We start from the raw sequence: 20,316 nt of genomic DNA on the forward strand, positions 1-20,316 counted from the left end.
GGCGCTCACCCGTGCTGCGTGCACGCAGGCAAGCTCAGTCAAGCAGGCGCTCAGGGTTAGCGTCCAGCTTGGCCAGGGCATCGCGGGTGGCACGCATGGTGAGCCCCTCTTCGTCCTGCGCCACCAGCAGGCCGGTCTGCAGATAGGCCGCCAGCCGGTGCAGCTGGATCAGGTAGCTGCTGCCATCGACGGCAGCAAACAGATGCAACTGCTTGCGCTTGCTCTGCCACGCGTACTGCACCTGGGCCGAAGACCCATTGTGGTCCAACGTATACCAAGTGCCAGGCTTGAGGTCCTGGGCCCACGCCACCATGGCGTCGTCCACCGGCGCGCCGTTGTCGGCAATCACGAAGATCGAGGATGCGTCGATGCCCAGCATCATTTCGATGCTTTCGGAATTCAGCGGCATGTCGCCCAGAGTGGCATCGTTGATGAAGTCTTCCAAATTGGCCAAGCGCTTGGACATGGCCTCGATGTGCGCTTGCGGAATGCTCGCCGTCTTGGATAAGAACGCTTCGGCCAGGGTGTCCGTCAGCACCTTGATGCCCGCATCCTGCTCAGCCCCGGTCACACCAATCAGCGTCAGCCCCTGGCGCAGGCGCTGCAGCAGACCCGGCAGTTGCTGGATTACCAGCGAGCGGTCGGTGCGGTTGGGCTTGGCGCTGGCGGCCCACACCAGATCGGCTGCGGTCTGCTTGAACATCACCGTGTCCGCATGCTGCGCACCATCGCGCACCGCAGACAAAGCCAGCACCTCAGCCCAGGTCTTGAAGAGAAACTCACGGATCTCATCGCGCACCGGCATGTCGCGCAGCATGGTCCGCAGCTCGATGGTGTATTGGATGGCCAGCGTCTCACGCTGCTCCACCTGCTGGGCCACGCTCACCAGGCGCGACGTGGCCTGCTTTTCGGTCAGGAACTTGGAGAGGAATTTCTCAAACTCTTCGTACACCAGCTGGAACACACGGCGCCCGGTCTCGGGGTACTGCTCAATCACCTGCACCACCCGGCGGATTTCTGCCTCCAACGCGCTGCCGTTGATCGCCGTGGCGTCAAAACCCATGACACAAGCGCCCATGCGGTCAATCAGTTGCCGTGCAGGGTGGTCCAGGTTGCTGAAAAACTCGGGCTCTGCCAGGGCCACCCGCAACACCGGCACCTGCAAGCGCGCAAACCACACCCGCACGGCGGGTGGAATGCGGTCTTCGGCCAGGATGCTCTGGAACATCAGCGCCACCACCTCAATGATGGCCTTTTCACCCGGGGTGACGGCTTTTTTCTTGAGCTCGACCGAGCGTTCGCGCACGGCACCAGCCACCTGCACCACGGCAGCGGGACTGTAATCTTCCATGAGAGTGGCTACGCCGCTGTAATACGTGTCTGCCTGAACCCGCTGCGCAGACAAGGCGTGTGCCAAGGCAGCGGAGGCTGGTGGAGCCTTGACCATGTCAAAACCGGTCGCGGGCTGGGTCAATAGCTTGCGCAACTGGCCCATCACCCCCTGCGCACGCTGGCGGGCACGGATCAATGGCGTCATGCCCGTGGCGGCGCCGTAGCCTCCGCCCACCATGCCCGGGTGGGGCGCCATGTACTGCCCTTGCTGGGGGGGCATCATGGGGCGCTGTTGCAAAGGCTCGCCCCGGCCAGATGCCGGGCCACCCCATCGCCCGCCCGGCGCACCTTGCATGCCCGCCATGGCATCACGCGACTGGGCCAGCGCCTGGGAGGCCAAACCACCCGCCCCGGAGGATTCAGCGCCCCCACCCACGCCACCCGAAGCGGTGCGGCGCACGCGCCCCCGCATGTCCGTGGGCATGGCCACGCCTTGCTCCACATAAAACACGTTGACGGCCTGGTAGTGCTTTTGGACCTGCTTGGCCAGCTCGCGCTGCAGCGGGTCAACCACCGTGAGCAAATCGGTGCGGGGCAAGCCCGCATCCACCCATTGCTCCACCAGCTTCAGGCACACCGTCTCGACCCGCAGGATGTCGGTGCTGTCCATGTCCTGGCCCTCCAGCACCTGGGTGCGCTGGCGCAAGGAGTCAAACTGCTGGCTCACCTGCTCAGCCACCGTGATGGCCATGCGGGCAGCGACGATCTTGTTCTCCACCACATCGTCGCTGAGCAGCTCGAACTGGCTGCCCAGTACGGCCTGCCCCTGGCTGCTGCTGGAGTGGGGGGCCAGCGCATCGCGCCAGGTCTTGGCCGTGCGCTCCAGCCAGGCCGTGTGGTGTTGCTGGTACAGCAGCCAGGCGTCGCGCCGGGTCTGCATTTCACGCTGGGTGCCTGTTTGCGCCATAAGCGCCGACAGGAACTCGGTCACTGTCTTGTCCAGGTCCGGCAGACTGGTGCACAACCCCTCAACGAAACGCTGGCGCGCCTGGCGCGCCAGGCGGCGTTGCGCTACGAGGGAGTCGTTTGTCTGCATGCGTCAATATTACCGGGTCAGACGGCGGCTCCGGCATTGGGGTCATTTGGATCATCGGCCTCTTTGCGTGGACCCGACACCAGATCTTCGCGCTTGACACCCAGCCACATGGCAATGGCAGCGGCCACAAACACCGAAGAGTAGATACCAAACAAGATACCGATGGTCAACGCCATGGCGAAGTAGTGCAGGCTCGGGCCGCCAAAGAACAGCATCGACAGCACCATTGCCTCGGTCGAAGCGTGGGTGATGATGGTCCGGCTCATGGTGCTGGTGATCGCGTGGTCAATCACCTCGTGCGTCGTCATCTTGCGGTACTTGCGGAAGGCTTCGCGGATACGGTCAAAAATCACGACCGACTCGTTGACCGAGTAACCCAGCACCGCAAGCACGGCGGCCAGCACCGACAGCGAGAACTCCCACTGGAAGAACGCGAAGAAGCCCAGGATGATCACCACGTCGTGCAAGTTGGCGATGATGGCCGCCACGCCGAACTTCCACTCAAAGCGGAACGCCAGGTAGATCACGATGCCCAGCACCACCATGCCCAGCGCCATGAGGCCACCGTGCACCAGCTCATCGCCCACCTGCGGGCCCACAAACTCGGTGCGGCGCAGCACCACATTGGCATCACCGGCCTTCAGCGCTTGCAGCACCTGCTCGCTTTGCTGTGCCGACGTCACGCCCTTTTGCACGGGCAGGCGAATCAGCACATCGCGGGGTGTGCCAAAGCTCTGGACCTGCACGTCGGTATAACCCAGGCCCGACACGGTGTCGCGCACCTTGGCTAGCTCAGCGGGTTGGCTGTAGGCCACTTCCATCACGGTGCCGCCGGTGAACTCCACCGACAGGTGCAACCCGCGAGAGAACAGGAAGAACACCGCCAGCGCAAAGGTGATGAAGGAGATCGCGTTGAAAACCAACGCGTGCTTCATGAAAGGGATGTCTTTTTTGATGCGGAAGAACTCCATGTCTTCCTCCTTTATTGCGACTTGGCCACAGCAGTGGCGTCCGACTCAGGCTTCCAGACCTGGCCGATGGAAACGCTCTTGAGCTTCTTCTGGCGGCCGTACCACAGGTTCACCAGACCGCGCGAGAAGAACACCGCCGAGAACATGCTGGTCAAAATGCCGATGCAGTGCACCACCGCAAACCCGCGCACAGGGCCCGAGCCAAAGGCCAGCAAGGCCAAGCCCGCGATCAGCGTGGTCACGTTCGAGTCCAAAATTGTGGCCCACGCACGGTCATAACCGGTGTGGATGGCCGCCTGCGGTGCCACCCCGGCGCGCAGCTCTTCGCGCACGCGCTCGTTGATCAGCACGTTCGAGTCGATGGCCACACCGATGGCCAGCGCCATGGCGGCAATGCCAGGCAACGTGAGCGTGGCCTGCAGCATGGACAAAATGGCCACCAGCAGCATCACGTTCACCGCCAGCGCAATGCTGGAGATCACGCCGAACAGCAGGTAGTACACGCACATGAACGCGGCAATGGCAGCCAAGCCCCACACCACGCTGTGGATACCACGCTCGATGTTGTCGGCGCCCAGGCTGGGGCCGATGGTGTATTCCTCGATGATTTCCATGGGCGCGGCCAGCGAGCCAGCGCGCAGCAGCAGCGCGGTGTTGTTGGCCTCGGCCGTGGTCATGCGGCCCGAAATCTGCACGCGGCCGCCACCGATTTCAGAGCGGATCACAGGCGCAGTCACCACTTCGCCCTTGCCCTTTTCAAACAGCACGATGGCCATGCGCTTGCCGATGTTCTCGCGCGTGATGTCGCGGAAGATGCGCGAGCCCTTGGCGTCCAGCGTCAGGTTCACGGTGGGCTCTTGCGTCTGGCCGTCAAAGCCAGGCTGGGCATCGGTCAGGTTTTCGCCGGTCAGGATGACCTGCTTTTTCACGATCACGGACTGGCCGCTGCGCTCAGGGTAGCGCTCGGTGCCAAAGGGCACGGGGCCACGGCCTTGCTCGGCAGCGCGGGCTTCGGTGCTCTCTTCCACCATGCGCACTTCCAGCGTGGCGGTGCGGCCCAGAATGTCCTTGGCCTGTGCGGTGTCCTGCACGCCAGCCAGTTGCACCACGATGCGGTCCTGGCCTTGCTGCTGGATCACGGGCTCGGTCACGCCCAGTTCGTTGATCCGGTTGTGCAGCGTAACGATGTTCTGCTTGACGGCTTGCTCTTGCACCTTGCGGGCCGCCTCGGGCTTGATGCTGGCGCGCAGGCGCAAGCCATCGCCATCGGGCTGGCTCACCACCTGCAGGTCGGCAAACTGGTCGCTGATGAGGTTGCGCACTGTGGTCTGCGTGGCCTCGTCGGCCACCTTGATGTCGACGTTCTGGCCATCGCGCGAAATACCGTTGTGGCGCACGTTCTTTTCGCGCAGCGCGGTGCGGATGTCACCGGCGTAGGCTTCGGCCTTCTTGGTGAGGGCCGCTTGCATGTCCACCTGCAGCATGAAGTGCACACCGCCCCGCAAGTCCAGCCCCAGGAACATGGGGCGGGCGCGGATGGCGCTGAGCCAGGCAGGGGTGCGCGAGATCTGGTTGAGCGCCACCACAAAGCTCGGGTCGTTCGCATCGGGCACCAGGGCCTTCTGGATAGCGTCCTTGGCCTTGAGTTGGGTTTCCAGGGAGTCAAAGCGGGCACGCACCGAAGTGCCTTCCACCGCCACGCGCTCGGCCGTCAGGCTGGCAGCCGCCAGGGCCTGCTCCACCCGCTGCGCCACGTCGGCGTCAATTTTGACGCCGCTCTTGACCGCAGAGACCTGCACCGCAGGCGTTTCACCAAAGAAATTGGGCAGGCTGTACAAGGCACCCACCAGCAGCACGATCACCAGGATCGCCCACTTCCAGACCGGATATCGGTTCATGATCGCGCTCTTACCTCACGGAAAGCTATCGGGGCGGGCGGCGCCGTGGCCGCTGCCCCTGACGAAGGCTGGCAGCGACAACCGCTGCCACGCCCTGACTTCAGGTTCTTTACTTCACCGTGCCCTTGGGCAGCACTTGCACCACGGCGCTGCGCTGGATCTGCACTTCCACGTTGTTGGCGATTTCGATGTGCAGGAAGCCTTCGGACAGGCGTGTGACCTTGCCGATGATGCCGCCCGATGTGGCCACTTCGTCGCCCTTGGCGATGGCATCAATCATGGCGCGGTGCTCTTTTTGGCGCTTCATCTGGGGACGGATCATGACGAAGTACAACACCACGAACATCAGCACCAAAGGCAGCATGCCGGTCAGCGAAGACATCAGGTCGCCACCACCTGCAGCGGCGGCAGGAGCGGTCTGGGCAAAAGCAGAAGAAATAAACACGGCAGGGACTCCACAGCGGATGGTCAAAACGGTAGAAATTCCACACGGCCAGCGCCAGGGCGCCCGCCATGGGGTAACCGGGCATTGTATGCGGCACCCCGCCCAAGCCCAAGACCAGATGCGCCTGGGGGAGTTGGCGGGTGCCAGCGTTGCGCGCAATTCCAACAAAAATAGCTTCTAGCGCTTGATAAATAAGCGCCAGAAGCTATTAATTTAATAGCACCCAAACCTGCCACCCCACCGACCCGACGGCACGGTGGCCGCCCGCCTCAGGCGGCTTGGCGTTGGGCCGGGGCCCCAGGGGTGCGCCACTGGGCCATCAGGCCGCTCCACTTGGGGCGCGCGGCCTGCAGGTGGCGCTCCTTCACATGGCCGTAGCCACGGATCTCTTCAGGGATGCGGGCAATCTCCACGGCCAGGGCCAGGTTGTCGCTGCTCAGGCGCTCCAGCAGCTCGTCGATGCAGGCACGGTATTCCACGATGAGGGCGCGCTCGGTGCGGCGCTCTTCGGTGTTGCCGAAAATGTCGAGCGCCGTGCCACGCAGGCCTTTCATGCGGGCCAGCAGGCCAAAGGCTTTGCGCATCCAGGGGCCGTAGCTTTGCTTGAGCAACTCGCCCTTGGCGTTCTTCTTCGCCAGCATCGGCGGGGCCAGGTGGTGCACCAGCTTGTAGTCGCCTTCAAACTGGGCCGCAATCTTGTCCGTGAACGCCTTGTCGGTGTGCAGGCGGGCCACTTCGTACTCGTCCTTGTAGGCCATGAGCTTGAAGAGGTAACGGGCCACCGCCTCGGTCAGTCGGGTGGTGCTGCCCAGCTTCGATTCCGCTGCCTGCACCTTTTGCACAAAGACTTGGTAGTCAGCGGCGTAGGCGGCATTCTGGTAGCCGGTGAGGAACTCAATGCGCTTGGCCACCATCTCGGCCAGTGCGGGCTTCTTGACGAACTGGATCACCTGCGCCGCCTGAAACAAAGCCTGCACCGCCGCCAGATCGTGCGCGCAGCGGCGGCCCCATTCAAAGGCGGCCTTGTTGTTCTCGACCTGCACGCCGTTCAATTCCATGGCGCGCATCAGCGATGCGAACGTCAGCGGCACCCGGCCCTTTTGCCAGGCGTAGCCCAGCATGAGCGGGTTGGTGTAGATGCTGTCGCCCAGCAATTGGGTGGCCACCTGCTCGGCGTCAAAGCTGCCCACACCGCCCGCACCCACGGCAGCGGCAATGGCGGCATCGCAGTTGCCGCCGGGGAACTGCCAGTCCGGGTTGTTCACAAACGCCGCCGTGGGCGTGCCGTGCGTGTTGAGCGCCACAAAGGTGCGGCCCGGCTGCATCACAGCCAACGTGTACTTGTGCGCGGCCACGATGGAGTCGCAGCCAATCACCAGGTCGGCCTTGGCCGTATCGACCTTGGTGGTGTAGATGGCGTCGGGGCGATTGGCGATCTGGATATGGCTCCAGGTAGCGCCACCCTTTTGGGCCAGGCCACCGGCGTCCTGGGTGATCACGCCCTTGCCATCGAGGTGCGCGGCCATGCCCAGCAGCGAGCCGATGGTGATGACCCCTGTGCCCCCCACGCCGCCCACCACAATGCCCCAGGCGGTTTCGGCCACGGGCAGCACGGGTTCTGGGATGTTGGGCAGTGCCGACAGGTCGCCCTTCTTTTCCTTCTTGGGCTTCTTGAGCTGGCCGCCTTCCACCGTCACAAAGCTCGGGCAAAAGCCGTTGACGCAGGAGTAATCCTTGTTGCAAGTGCTCTGGTTGATGCGGCGCTTGCGGCCGAACTCGGTCTCCACGGGCTCCACCGAGAGGCAGTTCGACTTCGTCGAGCAGTCACCGCAGCCCTCGCACACCAGGTCGTTGATGACCACGGTCTTGTCGGGCGTGGCCAGCTTGCCGCGCTTGCGGCGGCGGCGCTTTTCCGTGGCACAGGTCTGGTCGTAAATGATGGTGGTGCAGCCCTTGATCTCGCGGAACTGGCGCTGGATGGTGTCCAGCTCGTCGCGGTGGTGCACCGTCACGCCGTCAGCGAGGGCCACGCCGTCGTATTTGTGCGGCTCGTCCGTCACGATCACGAGCTTGGCCACGCCTTCGGCCTTCAGGCTGTTCATGATCTGCAGCACGCTGTGCCCCTCGGGCCGCTCACCCACCGTCTGCCCCCCGGTCATGGCCACGGCGTCGTTGTAGAGCACCTTGTAGGTGATGTTCACCCCCGCCGCAATGCTCTGGCGAATGGCCAGCAGGCCGCTGTGGAAGTAGGTGCCGTCGCCCAGGTTGGCAAAGATGTGGGCGTCGGTAGAGAAGGGCTGCTGGCCCACCCAGGTCACGCCCTCGCCACCCATTTGCGTGAAGGTGCTGGTGCGGCGGTCGGGCATCCAGTTGACCATGTAGTGGCAGCCAATGCCGGCGACGGCGCGCGAGCCTTCGGGCACGCGGGTGCTGGTGTTGTGCGGGCAGCCGCTGCAGAACCACGGGGCGCGTTCGCCGGTGTCCACCTTCAACTCCGTCATGGCGCGTTCGCTGGCCTCGATGATGGCCAGGCGCGCCTCCATGCGGGCCACGATGTCTGAAGGCACGCCCAGCTTCTTCAAGCGCTTGGCAATCGCCTTGGCGATGATGGCGGGCGTGAGGTCCGCCTTGGGGCGCAGCAGCCAGTTCTGGCTGGGGTTGGGCATGCTCCACTCGCCGCCCGAGTTGTCCCCTTCCACCTCGTCAAACTTGCCCAGTACATTGGGCCGCACATCGGCGCGCCAGTTGTACAGCTCTTCCTTGATCTGGTACTCGATGACCTGGCGCTTTTCCTCCACCACCAAAATCTCTTGCAGGCCCTGCGCAAAGTCGCGGGTGATGGTGGCTTCGAGCGGCCACACCACATTGACCTTGTGCACGCGAATGCCGAGGCTGCGGCAGGTGTCGTCATCCAGGCCCAGGTCCACCAGCGCCTGGCGCGTGTCGTTGTAGGCCTTGCCACTGGCGATGATGCCGAAGCGGTCTTGCTTGCCTTCGATCACGTTGTAGTTGAGCTTGTTGGCGCGGATGTACGCCAGGGCCGCGTACCACTTGTAGTCCATCAGGCGCGCTTCCTGCTCCAGCGGCGCATCAGGCCAGCGGATGTGCAGGCCGCCCGGCGGCATCGCAAAGTCCTCGGGCAGGATGATCTTCACGCGGTCGGGGTCGATGTGGATGCTGCTGGACGACTCGACCACCTCCTGGATGGTCTTCATGCCCGACCACACCCCCGAGAAGCGGCTCATGGCAAACGCATGCAGGCCCATGTCCAAAATCTCTTGCACGCTGCTCGGGAAAAACACCGGCGTGCCGCAGGCCTTGAAGATGTGGTCGCTCTGGTGCGCGGCGGTGCTGCTCTTGCTGATGTGGTCGTCGCCAGCAATGGCGATCACGCCGCCGTGCTGGGCGGTGCCCGCCATGTTGGCGTGCTTGAACACGTCCGAGCAGCGGTCCACGCCCGGGCCCTTGCCGTACCAGATGCCGAACACGCCGTCGTACTTTTTGCTCTGCGGGTACAGGTCGAGCTGCTGCGTGCCCCACACCGCCGTGGCGCCCAGTTCTTCGTTCACACCGGGTTGGAAGACGATGTGGTTCTCGGCCAGGTGCTTCTTGGCGGCCCACAGGGCCTGGTCGTACGTGCCCAGCGGGCTACCCCGGTAGCCGCTGATGAAACCGGCGGTGTTGAGCCCCGCCGCCGCATCGCGCTGGCGCTGCAACATGGGCAGGCGCACCAGGGCTTGCACGCCGCTCATGAAGGCACGCCCCTCACCTAAGGTGTATTTGTCTTCTAGAGTGACCGTCTCTAGGGCTTTGCGGATCGATTCGGGCAAGGGGGCGTTCATGGCTGTCTCCGTGGGGGATGGCGGCCCTGCCACACCTTGTGGGCAGCAGCGGGCGTCGAAATAGATGGCTCCGGGCAGTTTAGGCAGAGGCGCTGGATATGTGCTTTCGTTTTTATGCCGTGTTTACCCTTGATTCAGAAAGGATCTTTCTTAAAATTACAGAAACATGAACAATTTAGACAAATACGACCTCGCCATCTTGCAAGAATTGCAGGCCGACGCCCGCTTGACCAATGCCGAACTCGCCCAGCGCGTGGGCCTTTCTGCCGCGCCGTGCTGGCGGCGGGTGCGAGCACTGGAAGAGGCCGGTTTCATCAAGGGCTACCGCGCCGAGATCGACCGCCACAAGATCGGCCTGGGCGTTTTGGCCTTTGTGCGGCTTGACGCCGACCGCAGCACCGGCAACCTCACCCGCGCCATGGAAGAAGCCATCCGCCAGATCCCCGAAGTGGTGGCCTGCCACTACATCAGCGGCACCGGCACCTTTGAGCTGCAGGTGGTGGCGCGCGACCTGGACAGCTTTTCGCAGTTTGCGCGCGATGTGCTGCTGAACCTGCCCAACGTGAAAGACATGCACACCAGCTTCTCGCTGGGCGAGGTCAAGGCCAGCGGCGCGCTGCCGCTGGCGCACCTGACGCAGCCCAAGCCCCGCTGAGCCAGCCCAGGCTTGCCCCTGGCTGGGTTAAGCCCGATATTGCTCCTATTTTGATAGCTTTCAGCGCTTGATAGATAAGCGCCAGAGCCCTTTTTTCTTTGAATTCACCGATCCCCCAAGCCCATGGCACAAGCCGGGTCGCCACGCCTGCGCTGGGCACAATGAGGTCAGACATCGCACAATCAGCGCACATGCCACCCCAGCCCCACCACGACAGCCCCAGCGGCCCCACGCCCACCGCCGCAGGCGATGCCCCCACCCCGGCCCACACCCCCACGCTGAGCGCCGCCGAGCGTGCCGCCCTCGCCCAGGGCACCGAAGAATCGGCCCAGCACAGCCTGGACCAAAGCGCTGCCGCCGGGGCCGTCCACTCCGACGCCTCGCTCTCGCCCTTCGCCCCGCTGTCGGTGCCCGTGTTCCGCATGCTGTGGCTGACCTGGGTGGCGGCCAACACCTGCATGTGGATGAACAACGTGGCGGCCGCCTGGCTGATGACCACGCTGACCACCTCGCCCGTGCTGGTGGCGCTGGTGCAGTCCGCCTCCACCCTGCCCGTGTTCTTGCTGGGCCTGCCCAGCGGCGCACTGGCCGACATCCTGGACCGGCGCCGCTACTTCATGGCCACGCAGTTCTGGGTGGCCGCCGTGGCCGTGGTGCTGGCCTTTGCCATCGTCTCGGGCGGCATGTCGGCCCCGCTGCTGCTGGCCCTCACCTTTGCCAACGGCATTGGGCTGGCCATGCGCTGGCCGGTGTTTGCCGCCATCGTGCCCGAGCTGGTCAGCCGCCCGCAGCTGCCTGCAGCCCTGGCTCTGAACGGCGTGGCCATGAACGCCTCGCGCATCATGGGCCCACTGCTGGCGGGCGCCATCATTGCCAGCGCGGGCAGCGCCTGGGTGTTTGTGCTCAACGCCGTGCTGTCGGTGCTCTCGGGCCTCGTCATCATGCGCTGGAAGCGCGAGCACGTGCCCAGCCCGCTGGGGCGTGAGCGCCTGCCCAGCGCCATGCGCGTGGGCGTGCAGTTTGTGCGCCAGTCGCCCCGCATGCGCGCCGTGCTGTGGCGCATCTCCGTCTTCTTCTTGCACGCCACGGCCCTCATGGCCCTGCTGCCGCTGGTGGCCAAGGGGCTGGAGGGCGGCGGCGCAGGCACCTTCACGCTGCTGCTGGCCAGCATGGGCGCGGGCGCCATCGTGGCCGCCATGTTCCTGCCCCGCCTGCGCCAGGCCATGCCGCGCGATGTGCTGGTGCTGCGTGGCACGCTGCTGCAAGCCGCCGCCACCGGCGCCATGGCCTGGGCCCCCAATGTCTACGTGGCCGTGCCCGCCATGGTGCTGGGCGGCATGGCCTGGATCACCACCGCCAACACCCTGAGCGTATCGGCCCAGCTGGCCCTGCCCAACTGGGTGCGGGCGCGCGGCATGTCCATCTACCAAATGAGCATCATGGGTGCCACCGCCGCAGGCGCCGCCCTGTGGGGCCAGGTGGCCTCGCTCACCGATGTGCACACCAGCTTAGGGATTGCCGCCGTGAGCGGTGGCATCGTGATGGCCGTGGTGCAGCACCTGGCGGCCGACCGCTCCATCGAGGAAGACCTGAGCCCCTCACGCGCCTTCAAGGCCCCCACCGCCCCCACGCCGCCCGAGGCAGGGCATGTGGTCGTCACCATCGAATACTTCATCCACCCGCCGCGCGCCCCCGAGTTCCGCGCCGTGATGCAGGAAAGCCGCCGCAGCCGCCTGCGCCAGGGCGCGCTGGACTGGCAACTGCTGCACGACATCAGCAACCCGACGCGGTATGTGGAGCGCATCGAAGACGAATCGTGGACCGAGCACCTGCGCCGCTTCGACCGCGTGACCGCCTCCGACGTGGCCCTGCGCGAGCGCAAGCTGGCCTTCCACACCGGCGATGCGCCGCCCAAGGTGACGCGGTGGACGGTAGAGCGGTGAGCCTTCGCTGCATGCACAGGGGCCCAAGCCGCATTGGACACGCCTCACAGCATGGGGAGGCATACGAAGAGGCTCCCGGCCCCACCGTAGCGAGGTCGTTTAACCAGCCACTTTGGCTACAAAGTCGCGGTAAGAGTGCAAAGGCCGTCCGAGGATCTTTACCAGACGCTCGCGGTCGCCCTCTCGCGGGACCATGCCGTCACTGACGTAGCGCTCGGCCATGACCCGCATTTCATACGCCATCCATTTCGGCATCAAACGGCCCATGTTGGCTTCAAAGCCGCTCGGATCATCGCCGCCGTAGGCAATCGGGCGACCCAGCACTTCGCTCCAGATGGCGGCCGCATCCGCGCCGGTCAGCGTGTCAGGCCCCACGATGTTGATCGTCTCCAGCGGCAACTTGCCAGGCGCCTGGTCACGGCGAATCAATTCCATCGCAGCCACTTCAGCGATGTCACGCGCATCGGCCATGGCAACGCCCTTCGATCCAATCGGCATCGGATAGACGCCGTAATCCTTGACCACGCCCTGGATCATCACTTCGTTGTCAATGAAGTAGGTGGGTCGCAAGATCGTGGCGCTGAAACCCAGGGCTTCCAGCATCCGCTCAGCGCCGTGCTTCACCGCAAAATGCGGCACGTTCACCGCACGGTCTGCATCGAACACCGACAGGTAGACAACCCGGTCGATGCCTGCCTCGCGGGCGAGGTTCAGCGCAATGATCGCTTGCGTGAACTCATCGCCCGTCACAGCGTTCAACAAAAAGAGCGTCTTGACTCCGGCCAGGGCACTGCGCATTGCATCGATGTCCAGCAGGTCGCCTACGACGACTTCCACGCCCGCCGCAAAGTGGGCCTTGGCGGGGTCACGGGTCAAGGCGCGAACAGCGGCGCCACGCACAGAGAGTTGTTCGACAACATGGCGGCCGACGCGGCCTGTAGCGCCTGTAACGAGGATGGTCATTTCAATTTCTCCAGAAGGTTGGGTTGGGGTGAATGGACTGTATTTCGTCTCAATTTCCTCGCATAGACTCCAAAATTTATACTGGTCGTTTCAAAAATGAGACTCCCATGGACCTCGATGCCCTTCAGGACTTCCAGCTCGTGGCCGCTCACGGTGGGTTTGGCAAAGCCAGCCGTGCCAGCGGACGCTCCAAGGCCACCCTTTCGCGCAGGCTTGCAGACTTTGAGGACGCGCTGGGGATGCGCCTCATCGAACGAGGCGGCCGAAGTCTTGAGCTCACGGAGACGGGCAAGCTGTTGTTCGCCCAGACCTCCGGCCCCATGCGAGACATTGAAGAGGCCGTGAGGGCCGCACGGGAAGGCCTCACCGCGCCCCGAGGACACCTTCGCGTTGCGGCGCCATTGCTGTTTTCACAAGTCGCGCTGGGGCTGCTGGCTGCGCGGTTCAGAGTCTTGCACCCAGAGGTGCAGATCGAAGTCGTCTCGGAGGACCGTTTGACCGACCTGGTGGAAGAGCACTTTGACGTTGCGATCCGCGTCAATCCGAAAGAGGATGGCTCTCTCGTCGGCAGGTGTTTCGCCAAAGACAGGCTGGTCCTTGCTGCGGCCCCATCGGTGCGAATTCCGCAGGCAAGTGCGGGCCAGCCAACCCCCATTCCTGCCGTGGTGATGCCCACTTATCGGGAAGGGGAAGTCTGGTCGGTGCGCGAGGGACAGATCGCCTATGAACCCCAACCCGTGCTCAAGCTGTCTTCGCTGTTATCGATCCGCGACGCGGTGGTGGCGGGGGCAGGAGTCGCGTTGTTGCCGCAGTCCATCATCGCAGGCCACCTGGAAAAACGAGAGTTGGTGTCTTGGGGCATTGCGGGCAAGGAAACCCAGCTCTGGGTAATGCACACGTCTCGCCGCTTACAAAGCCCGAAGGTGAAGGCATTTGTGGAGTTCATGGTCAACCAATACCCCACAGGATGGTTCGCCGTTTAAGAACCCGTTCAAAGCAATTGCGCAAACGCAAGCCGGTCTTCCACACCGGCGATGCACCACCGACGGTGACGCGGTGGACAGTGGAACGGTGAGGATCTTTAGCGTTTTCAGGCTCTAGCGCTTATCCATAAAGCGCCAAAAGCTATCAATAACATAGCAATCCGCCTGCTTTGTCAGACGCCATAGCGCCAATGCCCAACCCCGTTGAAAATCACGGCCCATGAACCGCATCGCTCACTCTCACTGGCTGCTCTGCCTGCTCTGCACCGCCTCCTGGGCCCACGCCATTGCCCCAGACCCCGCCTTGCTCGGCTGCTGGCGCGCCGCCACCATCGTGCTGCACACGGCAGACGGTCAAAAGCTCGAAGACCGCTCTGGCCGCTGCACCCTGCAGTTCAAGGAGGAGCAGTTCGAATCGACCTGCAGAACCACCCGGGGCCTGGCCACCACCACATACCAGTACCAGATCGTGCGCCCCCAGGTGTACGCCACCACCTTGGCGGGCAGCACGGTGAGGACAGAGATGGCCAGCGCGACGCGCGAATACGCCTATCGCATCGAAGGCGAGCGGCTGCACACCGAGACCGTGCCCCCTGCGGCGGTGGCGGGTGCCTCTGCAACGCCCCCGCGCACAGAAACCGACGCCACCAAGGTGCCCTGCCCCTGAGCACCGCTGTAGCCTGGGCCCCAGGCCGAGCGCAGCGATGGCCCGAGTGGATGTTTGGCTGTTCGGCATCCATCCCCTCTGTATGCGCCGAGGAGCGCAGCGGCCAGCGGATCAGGGCTCGCGACTGTTTGAGCGCAGTGAAACGAAGCGAGTTTGAGCGAGATCCCGCTGGACGCGAGCACCGCAGGTTGCCCCAGTGCGCAGCGCTGGGGACGCAGACAGTGGGGTCGCCCTTTCTTTGGTGACTTTCTTTCGGCGACGCGAAAGAAAGTTACTGCGCCGCCGGGCGCACTCCCCGGCTCCCGCCCTCAGCACAGGCATGTGGCTCGCTTAGCGCACAAGCCGCAGCTTCGACAAGCTCAGCCCGAACGGGCGTAGGGCTGCACCGGCTTGCGCAAACTCGTCCTTAGCCAGTCCATGGCTGCCCGCAAACCGCTCTCAATTTCATAGCTTCCCGCGCCCATTTCATAAGCTCCACAGCCACAAATCACTTAAAAAACACCTTATCACCGCCTGCACAGGGCTGCGCCCATCACAGCACCAACAGCGCAAGGGCCTGCCCCTCCAAACCGCAGGCCCGGAGGGCCCCAACCCCCCGGGCGCGTTGCCTCCTTCAGTTGCTCAGCACCAACTGCACGCTGTCTCCGTTGTACACCGCCGTCGCCTTGAAGCCCGCCACGGTGATGGCACTGAACGTGCCCTGCACACGCTTGGCGCGCAGCAGCGTCAGCGTGTCGCCCGCCTTGGGCGTGAAACCGGGGCGGAAGGTGACCGCCAGCGGGCCAGCCAGGGTGGCCACGCCTGCGGTGCTGAGGGTGCCTGCATCGGCCGCGCCCAGTTGCAGGGCCAGGGTGCCGGTGGCGGTTTGGGTCAGGCCGCCGGGCAACTCCACAGCGCCCGTGGTGTTGGTGAGCAGCGTGCCGCCTGCCACATACACAGCGCCTTGGCCCAGGGCCTTGGCAGTGTCGGCGCGCACGGTGCCTGCAGCGATTTCGGTGCCACCGGTGTAGGTGCTGGCACCCGCCAGGGCCAGGGTGCCGCTGCCGCGCTTGGTCAGCTTGCCTGCACCGCTGATGTCGTTGCGCCACACGTCCAGGGCGTGAAAGCCGCCCAAGGCGGCGTCCATGGTCACCTCCACGTCGCCCGCGAACGCACCGTAGCCACTGCCTGCGGCAAACAGGTTGAGGCGGCCAAAGCCTTCGGCGTCGTCCATCACGGGGTAGCCCGAGGGCAATGCGGTGGTTTTGAGCACCACACGGCGCTGCGCGTCGCTCAGGTAGGGCAGGCGCGTTTCCAGCAGCACTTCCGCCCCCTTGGGCACCACTGCGGGCAGCGTGGTGCTGCCGATGGGCGTGAAGCCGAACACCAGACGGCGCTGGTAATGGAGCTGGTTGGCCGCGTAATCGGCAAAGCGGTCCTTGTCCGTGCCCTGGCTGCGGGCAAAGGCCGCGAACTGCGCGGGCGTGGTGGCCCCCACAGCGGCCATCAAGGTCTGGTGGGCCTGGTTGTAGGCGGCGGTGCGCGTGTCTTTGGAGGCCGCTGCAATATTGCCCAAGGCCGAGGCCTGGCCCAGAAGGCGCCCGCTGATCACATCCAGCGGCGAGTGCATGCCGGCGAGGATGCGGTTTTCGCCCAGCTCCAGCCCGCGTGCGAGCATTTCATGAAAGCGCTCGGGCACCAGATAGGCCATGGCCACGGCGTTGCGCACCGCCTCGGCGCTGTGGCCGCTGGTGTAGCCGCCATCGGTGGCCGCAGTGCTGCTGCGCGCGGGCAGCAGCGTGGGCTCCACTTTCACGTCCGCGCTCCAGCGCCAGGGGCGGGCGTACTTGTAAAAGCGTTTGGCCGGTTCGGTGGAGGCGTTGGCCCCCATGCTTTCCACAAAGGCAATCACGCGGCCAAATTCGGGGTTGGTGTCGCCCGAGATGCCAGTGTTGTTGCCGCCGTCCTCGTACTTCACGGTGGTCGCATCGGCAGGCACGCCCGTGATGGTGGTGGTCTGGCGAGCGGCCTTGCGCCACGCGTCGGTGAGCGGGCCCATGCCGTCGGTCACGCTGTAGTTCTTGCCACGGCGGTCGTCCATGTAGGCGGCCAATGACTGGGCGGCCGTGCGCGCCACGGTTGTGCGCACCACAAAGTCGATGTTCTCTTTGTGCACCGCTGCGTTCTTGACCTTGCCATCCGTGGCATCGCCAGGGATACCGCTCCAAGTGGAGGCCACGACCGCCGGGAACCCCTCCACAGCCGGTGCGGTCTGCCCCGCATCGACCAGCCGGGTGCTGGGCTCCCACACCTCCAAAAAGCCGGAGAGCAAACGCACGCCCGCGTTGGTTTGCAGCGTCGCATAGCGCGCATCGCCGCGCTGGTTGGTGGCGGCAGCGTCCACAAAAGCCGTCACGGTGGGCACGGGCGCCGTGTCGGTCACGCCCAACGCCTGCGGCATGGCCGGGGCCACAGACTCATCGCCCCCGCCACCCCCACAGGCAGACAAGGCCAGCAACGCGGCGATGGAGGTCAGGCGCAAGCGCGCACCGGGCAGGGAGGGCGCGGGGAGAAAACGGGCGAAGGGCATGGGCGATCCGAGCGGCAAAACGTAAAGCGCTGGATGCTAGGCACGGCCGGTGAAAGCGGCGTGACACCGCGCCCACCCCTGCACATGTTCCTGCGCGTAGGCCGCCAATGCACTATGCATTTAATAGCTGCCAGCGCTTAATTGACGGGCGCTAGCAGCCAAAAAGATTCAACATTTACTTAGGCCACAGCACCCACAGCCGCAGGTTCTGCTTGAGCCGCCCGGCGATGTCGCCGGCCTCCGGGCCCCAGCCCGTAAAGTAATCCGCCCGCACCGCGCCCAGGATGGCGCTGCCGGTGTCTTGCGCCAGCACCAGGCGGCTCAATTGCACCTGCGGGCCACTGGAGGCCAGCCACACGGGCGTGCCGTAGGGGATGCTCTGGCGGTCCACCGCGATGGAACGGCCGGGCGTGAGGGGCACGCCCTGCGCGCCCTTGGGGCCAAAGCCTGCGTCCATGCCCACCAGGGGTTCTTCCTTGAAGAAGACGTAGCGCGGGTTGGTCCACATCAGCTCGTTGGTGCGCTGCGGGTTGGCGGCCAGCCAGGCGCGGATGCCGGGCCAGGTGGCATCGCGGGTGTAGCCCTGGTCCAGCAGCCAGCGGCCAATGCTGCCGTAGGGCTGGTCGTTGGTGCCCGCGTAGGCCACCCGCAGCATCGTGGTCGAGCCATCGGCCTCGGTGATACGCAGGCGGCCCGAGCCCTGGATGTGCAGCACCATCGATTCAACCGGGTCGCGCAGCCAGGCGATGGCGCGGCCTTGCAGGGCGGCCTGGGCTTCGGGCAGGGTTTCGATCTGCTGGCGGGTGTACCAGGGCTTGCGAGCGCCAAAGCCTGCGGGCGTGCGGTAGATGGGCACGTTGAAGCCGTTGCCGCTTTGGCGGGCGGCATCCATCAGGGGTTCGTAGTACGCGGTGAGCAAGCCGTCGGGGTTGCCGTCGGTGGCTTCCACGCGGTAGGGCTGCAGGCGGGCCACCATCCAGGCGCGCTGCTCTTCGCCGGTGGCAATGCTGAGTTGGCGCACCTCGCTGCACAGGGCGGTGAAGGGGGCCACGGGGCGCTCACAGCTCTTGATCCAGGCGTTCCAGGCTTCGTGCAGGGCGTCGTCGGCAAAGCCAGGCAATTCGCCCCAGCGCACGGGTGTCCAGCGGCTTTTGGGCTGGGCCAGGGGCGGGGGCAGCGGGCCGGTGTCGCCGGGCACGGCATAAGGCCCGGTCGGCCGGGGCGCAGGCATGCCCCCAGGGTACGAAGGGGATGGGGCGGGCGGGGTGGAGCAGGCGACGAGCGTTCCTACAATCAGCGCCGTTGCAACCAGGCGCAGGAGTGTCAATTTCATGGGGCTGATTTTGCTTGAAGCGCTGCTGGCGCTGGTGGTGTTGGTTGCGATTGTGTGGTGGACGATGTTTTCCGGCCGCAAGGGCGGCGAGCTCAAGCCGCCGCCCCCTCCAGACGACCAGGGCGGGCCACCGCCACCCTCCTCGCCCTCCTCACCCCACTGACGGGCTGCGCGGGGGCAAGGCACCGTCCTACATCCCCTTGGCCAGCAGGCTGATGGCGCAGGCCCTGGGCTGGCCTGACCATCGCAGCATCCGGCATGCGTACTCAAACCTGAACGCGTACAGTTTTCGTGGGGCGCTGGCTCGGTTTTCAAGGAGTACACACATGCGCAAACACATTCTTCTGGGCGTCAGTGCCGTCGTCATCTTGGCCACAGGTTGCGCCAGCATGGACGACACCCAGCGCCGCACCGCCACGGGCGCGGGCATTGGTGCACTGGCCGGGGCGGTGATTGGATCGGCCACCGGCGGCAACGCAGGCACGGGCGCCGTGGTGGGTGCGGGGGTCGGGGCCCTGGGCACGTACATCTGGTCGCAGAACATGGAGCGCCAAAAGCGCGAGATGGAGCAGGCCACCCAAGGCACGGGCATTGCCGTGACGCAGACGGCCGACAACCAGCTGATGCTGAACGTTCCGAGCGACATTTCGTTTGCGGTGGGCCGCTCTGACATCCAGCCTAACTTTGCGCCGGTGCTGGACCAGTTTGCCGCCGGGCTGCGCAACAACCCCTACTCGGACGTGCGCATCGTAGGCCACACCGACAGCACGGGCAGCGATGCGGTGAACAACCCCTTGTCGGTGGACCGCGCGGCCAGCACCCGCAGCTACCTGGTGGCGCGCGGCGTGGACGGGCGCCGCATTGCCATCGATGGTGTGGGCGAGCGCCACCCCATTGCCAGCAACGACACGGCCGACGGGCGCGCCCGCAACCGGCGGGTGGAAATCTTTGTGGGTGAGCGCCCCCGCTGAAGCGGCGCTGCGCTCAGTGGCTGGAGCGCAGCAGGTTGGCCAGCTCCACGGCCGACTTGACCTGCATCTTGTCGAACACGCGTGAGCGGTGCACTTCCACCGTGCGCACGCTGATGTCGAGCTGGTCGGCGATCAGCTTGTTGGGCAGCCCTGCCACCACCAGGTCCATCACGTCACGCTCGCGCTCGGTCAGGTCCTTCAGGCGCACCTGCAGGTCGCTGCGCTCGCGCAGCTGGGCCAGCTGCTCACCCGACTGGGCCAGGGCCTGTTCGATGCGGTCCACCAGCGCGTTGTCAGAAAACGGCTTTTCGCAAAAGTCAAAGGCGCCGCGCTTGACGGCGTCCACCGCCGTGGGCACATCGGCATGGCCGGTCAGGAAGATGACGGGCATGGTCTGCAGGTCGCCGCGCGCTGCCAGCAGGTCAAACAGCGCCAGGCCACTCAGGCCAGGCATGCGCACATCCAGCAGCAGGCAGCAGGGCTGGCGCTGGGGCGAGCGGGTCTGCAGCATGGCGTCGAACGCTTCGGCGCTTTCAAACGATTCACTGGGCAGGCGGCGCGAGCGCAGCAGCCAGGCCAGCGCTTCGCGCACGCCAGCGTCGTCGTCCACGATGTACACAGTCGCGTTGGATACGGGTTCCATCAGGA

15 protein-coding genes are annotated in these 20,316 nt (G+C 65.1%); 6 read left to right on the forward strand and 9 right to left on the reverse strand.

The window, feature by feature from the left end:
- Positions 1–34 precede the first annotated feature (34 nt).
- The 5 genes from CLU86_RS17145 to CLU86_RS17165 all read right to left on the reverse strand — a co-directional run bounded on the left by CLU86_RS17145 (position 35) and on the right by CLU86_RS17165 (position 9,584).
- Positions 35–2,428 carry a DUF1631 family protein gene (locus CLU86_RS17145; protein ID WP_099742449.1) on the reverse strand — a complete coding sequence of 798 codons (2,394 nt, stop codon included), beginning with the start codon at positions 2,426–2,428 and terminating at the stop codon, positions 35–37.
- A gap of 17 nt (positions 2,429–2,445) precedes the next feature.
- A complete protein-coding gene (gene secF / locus CLU86_RS17150) occupies positions 2,446–3,399 on the reverse strand; it encodes a protein translocase subunit SecF (RefSeq protein WP_099742450.1) in 954 nt (317 codons plus the stop codon).
- 11 nt (positions 3,400–3,410) lie between these two features.
- The gene (secD, locus tag CLU86_RS17155) at positions 3,411–5,297 is read right to left on the reverse strand and encodes a protein translocase subunit SecD (protein ID WP_099742451.1); all 1,887 of its coding nucleotides are present in this window, start codon (positions 5,295–5,297) and stop codon (positions 3,411–3,413) included.
- Positions 5,298–5,406: 109 nt separating this feature from the next.
- Positions 5,407–5,742: a preprotein translocase subunit YajC gene (yajC, locus tag CLU86_RS17160; RefSeq protein WP_099657168.1), complete on the reverse strand. Its 336-nt coding sequence runs from the start codon at positions 5,740–5,742 to the stop codon at positions 5,407–5,409.
- A 269-nt stretch (positions 5,743–6,011) separates the two neighbouring features.
- On the reverse strand, positions 6,012–9,584 hold the full coding sequence (locus tag CLU86_RS17165; protein ID WP_099742452.1) for an indolepyruvate ferredoxin oxidoreductase family protein: 3,573 nt from the start codon (positions 9,582–9,584) through the stop codon (positions 6,012–6,014).
- Positions 9,585–9,750: 166 nt separating this feature from the next.
- Here CLU86_RS17165 and CLU86_RS17170 point away from each other — a divergent pair, with 166 nt between their 5' ends.
- A complete protein-coding gene (locus tag CLU86_RS17170; protein WP_099657170.1) occupies positions 9,751–10,239 on the forward strand; it encodes an Lrp/AsnC family transcriptional regulator in 489 nt (162 codons plus the stop codon).
- A gap of 191 nt (positions 10,240–10,430) precedes the next feature.
- Positions 10,431–12,182 carry an MFS transporter gene (locus CLU86_RS17175; protein WP_099742453.1) on the forward strand — a complete coding sequence of 584 codons (1,752 nt, stop codon included), beginning with the start codon at positions 10,431–10,433 and terminating at the stop codon, positions 12,180–12,182.
- 99 nt (positions 12,183–12,281) lie between these two features.
- On the opposite strand, the gene CLU86_RS17180 is transcribed toward CLU86_RS17175, so the two are convergent.
- On the reverse strand, positions 12,282–13,145 hold the full coding sequence (locus tag CLU86_RS17180) for an SDR family oxidoreductase (protein WP_099742454.1): 864 nt from the start codon (positions 13,143–13,145) through the stop codon (positions 12,282–12,284).
- 107 nt (positions 13,146–13,252) lie between these two features.
- Here CLU86_RS17180 and CLU86_RS17185 point away from each other — a divergent pair, with 107 nt between their 5' ends.
- Positions 13,253–14,128: a LysR family transcriptional regulator gene (locus tag CLU86_RS17185; protein ID WP_099742455.1), complete on the forward strand. Its 876-nt coding sequence runs from the start codon at positions 13,253–13,255 to the stop codon at positions 14,126–14,128.
- 220 nt (positions 14,129–14,348) lie between these two features.
- Positions 14,349–14,795 carry a hypothetical protein gene (locus tag CLU86_RS17190; protein WP_099742456.1) on the forward strand — a complete coding sequence of 149 codons (447 nt, stop codon included), beginning with the start codon at positions 14,349–14,351 and terminating at the stop codon, positions 14,793–14,795.
- Positions 14,796–15,408: 613 nt separating this feature from the next.
- Here the strand turns inward: CLU86_RS17190 and CLU86_RS17195 are convergent.
- The gene (locus CLU86_RS17195; protein ID WP_099742457.1) at positions 15,409–17,364 is read right to left on the reverse strand and encodes a phosphatase PAP2 family protein; all 1,956 of its coding nucleotides are present in this window, start codon (positions 17,362–17,364) and stop codon (positions 15,409–15,411) included.
- Between the two features lie 175 nt (positions 17,365–17,539).
- Complete coding sequence (locus tag CLU86_RS17200) at positions 17,540–18,763, reverse strand: murein transglycosylase A (RefSeq protein ID WP_099743661.1); 1,224 nt, start codon at positions 18,761–18,763, stop codon at positions 17,540–17,542.
- On the opposite strand from CLU86_RS17200, the gene CLU86_RS22935 reads away from it, so the two are divergent.
- Together CLU86_RS22935 and CLU86_RS17205 are read left to right on the forward strand one after the other, a co-directional pair.
- Entirely contained in the window at positions 18,696–18,860 is a 165-nt protein-coding gene (locus tag CLU86_RS22935) for a hypothetical protein (RefSeq protein WP_199175141.1), read from the forward strand. The two genes, CLU86_RS17200 and CLU86_RS22935, sit on opposite strands and share 68 nt — an antisense overlap.
- A 163-nt stretch (positions 18,861–19,023) precedes the next feature.
- Positions 19,024–19,668: an OmpA family protein gene (locus CLU86_RS17205; protein WP_099742458.1), complete on the forward strand. Its 645-nt coding sequence runs from the start codon at positions 19,024–19,026 to the stop codon at positions 19,666–19,668.
- A gap of 13 nt (positions 19,669–19,681) precedes the next feature.
- Here the strand turns inward: CLU86_RS17205 and CLU86_RS17210 are convergent, their stop codons facing one another.
- A complete protein-coding gene (locus CLU86_RS17210) occupies positions 19,682–20,311 on the reverse strand; it encodes a response regulator transcription factor (protein WP_099742459.1) in 630 nt (209 codons plus the stop codon).
- Between the last annotated feature and the right edge of the window lie 5 nt (positions 20,312–20,316).

The sequence above is a fragment of the Acidovorax sp. 62 genome, from assembly GCF_002754495.1.
GTDB lineage: Bacteria > Pseudomonadota > Gammaproteobacteria > Burkholderiales > Burkholderiaceae_C > Acidovorax.

Bases quoted from the DNA above. Each gene is read 5' to 3' on its own strand.
- CLU86_RS17145 (WP_099742449.1), bottom strand. From the start codon at position 2,428: ATGCAGACAAACGACTCCCTCGTAGCGCAACGCCGCCTGGCGCGCCAG.
- secF (WP_099742450.1), bottom strand. From the start codon at position 3,399: ATGGAGTTCTTCCGCATCAAAAAAGACATCCCTTTCATGAAGCACGCG.
- secD (WP_099742451.1), bottom strand. From the start codon at position 5,297: ATGAACCGATATCCGGTCTGGAAGTGGGCGATCCTGGTGATCGTGCTG.
- CLU86_RS17165 (WP_099742452.1), bottom strand. From the start codon at position 9,584: ATGAACGCCCCCTTGCCCGAATCGATCCGCAAAGCCCTAGAGACGGTC.
- CLU86_RS17170 (WP_099657170.1), top strand. From the start codon at position 9,751: ATGAACAATTTAGACAAATACGACCTCGCCATCTTGCAAGAATTGCAG.
- CLU86_RS17175 (WP_099742453.1), top strand. From the start codon at position 10,431: ATGCCACCCCAGCCCCACCACGACAGCCCCAGCGGCCCCACGCCCACC.
- CLU86_RS17180 (WP_099742454.1), bottom strand. From the start codon at position 13,145: ATGACCATCCTCGTTACAGGCGCTACAGGCCGCGTCGGCCGCCATGTT.
- CLU86_RS17185 (WP_099742455.1), top strand. From the start codon at position 13,253: ATGGACCTCGATGCCCTTCAGGACTTCCAGCTCGTGGCCGCTCACGGT.
- CLU86_RS17190 (WP_099742456.1), top strand. From the start codon at position 14,349: ATGAACCGCATCGCTCACTCTCACTGGCTGCTCTGCCTGCTCTGCACC.
- CLU86_RS17195 (WP_099742457.1), bottom strand. From the start codon at position 17,364: ATGCCCTTCGCCCGTTTTCTCCCCGCGCCCTCCCTGCCCGGTGCGCGC.
- CLU86_RS22935 (WP_199175141.1), top strand. From the start codon at position 18,696: ATGGGGCTGATTTTGCTTGAAGCGCTGCTGGCGCTGGTGGTGTTGGTT.
- CLU86_RS17205 (WP_099742458.1), top strand. From the start codon at position 19,024: ATGCGCAAACACATTCTTCTGGGCGTCAGTGCCGTCGTCATCTTGGCC.
- CLU86_RS17210 (WP_099742459.1), bottom strand. From the start codon at position 20,311: ATGGAACCCGTATCCAACGCGACTGTGTACATCGTGGACGACGACGCT.